Annotated in this window: 3 protein-coding genes and 1 other RNA gene; all 4 read right to left on the bottom strand. The window is 61.1% G+C overall.

What is annotated here, in order from left to right; genetic code table 11:
• The coding region (gene rsmH, locus RSB01_RS13385) for a 16S rRNA (cytosine(1402)-N(4))-methyltransferase RsmH (RefSeq protein WP_332625660.1) at positions 1 to 717 on the bottom strand (717 nt) is incomplete at its 3' end.
• Complete coding sequence (locus RSB01_RS13390) at positions 714 to 1,190, bottom strand: division/cell wall cluster transcriptional repressor MraZ (protein WP_332591281.1); 477 nt, start codon at positions 1,188 to 1,190, stop codon at positions 714 to 716. The genes RSB01_RS13390 and rsmH, both read right to left, overlap by 4 nt.
• Before the next feature lie 460 nt (positions 1,191 to 1,650).
• Positions 1,651 to 2,020: RNase P RNA component class A (gene rnpB, locus RSB01_RS13395), an RNA gene on the bottom strand.
• A 55-nt stretch (positions 2,021 to 2,075) separates the two neighbouring features.
• The coding region (locus RSB01_RS13400) for a peptidoglycan-binding protein (protein ID WP_332625661.1) at positions 2,076 to 2,433 on the bottom strand (358 nt) is incomplete at its 5' end.

Below are 2,433 nucleotides of genomic sequence, written 5' to 3' on the forward strand. Positions count from 1 at the left end.
CACCACCACCAGACGTCCGCCGTCGACCAGTGTCTGCTCGGCAGCCTCAAGGCCACGTTCCAGTTCGCCCAGTTCGTCGTTCACCGCGATACGCAGTGCCTGGAAGGTCCGCGTGGCCGGATGGATCGGCGCACCACGGCGACCGCCAAGGGCCTTCTCGATGGCATCGGCCAAATCCAGCGTGCGGGTAAACGGCTGTTCGGCACGGCGGCGCAGGATGGCCGTCGCAATACGGCCCGACTGACGCTCTTCGCCATACAGCTTGATGATGTGGGCCAGCGGACCGTGTTCCCACGTGTTCACAATATCGGCTGCGGTTTCGCCGGTATCGGCCATCCGCATGTCCAGCGGCCCGTCGCGCATGAAGGAAAAGCCGCGCTCGGCCTGATCCAGTTGCATCGACGAGACACCGATGTCGAACACCGCGCCATCCAGCCTGGCTTTACCGCTTTCGGCAAAGGCCTCGGCCAGATCTCCAAACGGGGTCTGGATCAGTTGGAAACGGTCACCGAACTGCGCCTTCACGGCATCGGCATGGACCTGAACCGTCGGGTCGCGGTCCAGACCGATGACCTCGGCTCCGGTTGCCAGAATGGCGCGGGTGTATCCACCAGCGCCAAAGGTCGCATCAATAATCACATCGCCGGACTTGGCATCCAGCGCCGCCAGAACCTCCGGCAGCATTACCGACAGGTGGGGCTTGGCGTCTTCGCTCATGCTCCGCCCCCTGCCAGTTTGATCTGGGCTTCGAGCTTGGCCTTGGCTACCTGCGCCAGACCGGCCTTGGCCAGACGGCGCTGCTCGGCACGGCGGGCCATCCACTTGTCCTTGGCCCAGATCTGGAAACGGTCGTTCAGGCCGACAATGACCACGCTGTCCGACAGTTCGGCCTCAAGACACAGATGATCCGGCAGGGTGATACGGCCACCGCTGTCGAACGACAGGCGAACCTGCTCGCCCATGACCTGCCACTCCAGTGCCGAACGCTCTTCGGAGCCGAACGGCAGCGACTGGATCACTTCGTTATAGACAGCGAACAGATGGTCACCGCCCGCTTCAAGGCAGTCGGCTTCGATGGAGGGAAACAGGAAAACGCCGTGTTCGGCACCGTTTTCAGCCGTGCGGAAGTCGCCCGGAATGAGCAGGCGACGCTTCGCGTCCAATTGTTTCTCGTAGGTCGAGAGAAACACGCCCTGTCCCATCGAGCCTGTCGGCCCGTCCCTGCGCCTTCGGCAGGCATCACAAAACGTGCGCCCTACAGCCGATCAGTTCAGCGTCTGGGATACCATGGGATCAAATGGGCCTCAATGGGATGAAGCGGGATGTTTAACCTTGTTTTCATCTTGCCAGTGGACAAGAACACCACAAGAACAAGAACATACACAGAACTGTCCACTTGTGGATGATGTGGAAAACTGATGATATCTGTATTTTCTACAGTCATTTAGGCAAACCACATGCCCACAAGGCCACATTTAGGCCCTGCACGAGGCACCCTGCCCCATCAAGGTAAATAAAATTACGATTTTTACGGGTGCCGATCCCATTTACGGATCAAAATGCGATTTAAGAGCCCTCAGGACAGGCGCTTGAGTCGCTGTGGTGGCGGCGCATCCCATTTCCGGCACCCGCACGGGCCGGAAAGGTTAAAGTGCCAGACGGTCTATAAGCCGGGTTCTGTCCCGCAAGCGGCGACGATCATTCCTCTGGACCACCCGTTGCCGAGTGGTTCTCGCGACCTACCCGGACGTCCGGGGCAGTGAACCCTGTGGCCGAGGCCACGCGACGTCCCTATTTGGTCTTGCTCCAGGCGAGGTTTACCTTGCCATCTTCGTTACCGAAGACGCGGTGGGCTCTTACCCCACCCTTTCATCCTTACCCCGATAAATCGTGGCGGTTTACTTTCTGTGGCACTGTCTCTCGGGTCACCCCGGGCGGGCGTTACCCGCCGCCTTTTCACCGTGGAGCCCGGACTTTCCTCGACAGGGTCAAGCCCTGCCGCGACCGTCCAACCGTCTGGCGCGGTCCAAGTGCCGTGTTCTGCTTCTCAGGTCAATGACGCAGCCGGATAAAGATCAGTCCAGAACGCCGGTGACGCTCTCGACACTGGCCAGTTGCAACAGGCCCACCAGACGCGCCCGCGTCTCGCCATCGGCAATGCCGTCCACGCGGGCCGGTCGCCAGTGGCGCTGGAAGGCTTTGACGGTCAGGACAGTTTCTTCGTCATACTCGCCGCCCGCCGCAATCGGATAGCCCAGACGGTGAAGGCCCGAACGCAAGACCAGAACCCCCAGACCGGTATCGCCCGTCTGGAGCGGCGCACCCAGTGCATGGATTCGCGCCAGAGCCGGTTCGAACCACAGACCATGTCCCTCGCCTGCCAGACGCTTCCACGGGAACAACTCGCCCGGATCGTCCTTGCGCGTCGGTGCC

This window comes from Brevundimonas sp. (assembly GCF_036659295.1).
Lineage (GTDB): Bacteria > Pseudomonadota > Alphaproteobacteria > Caulobacterales > Caulobacteraceae > Brevundimonas.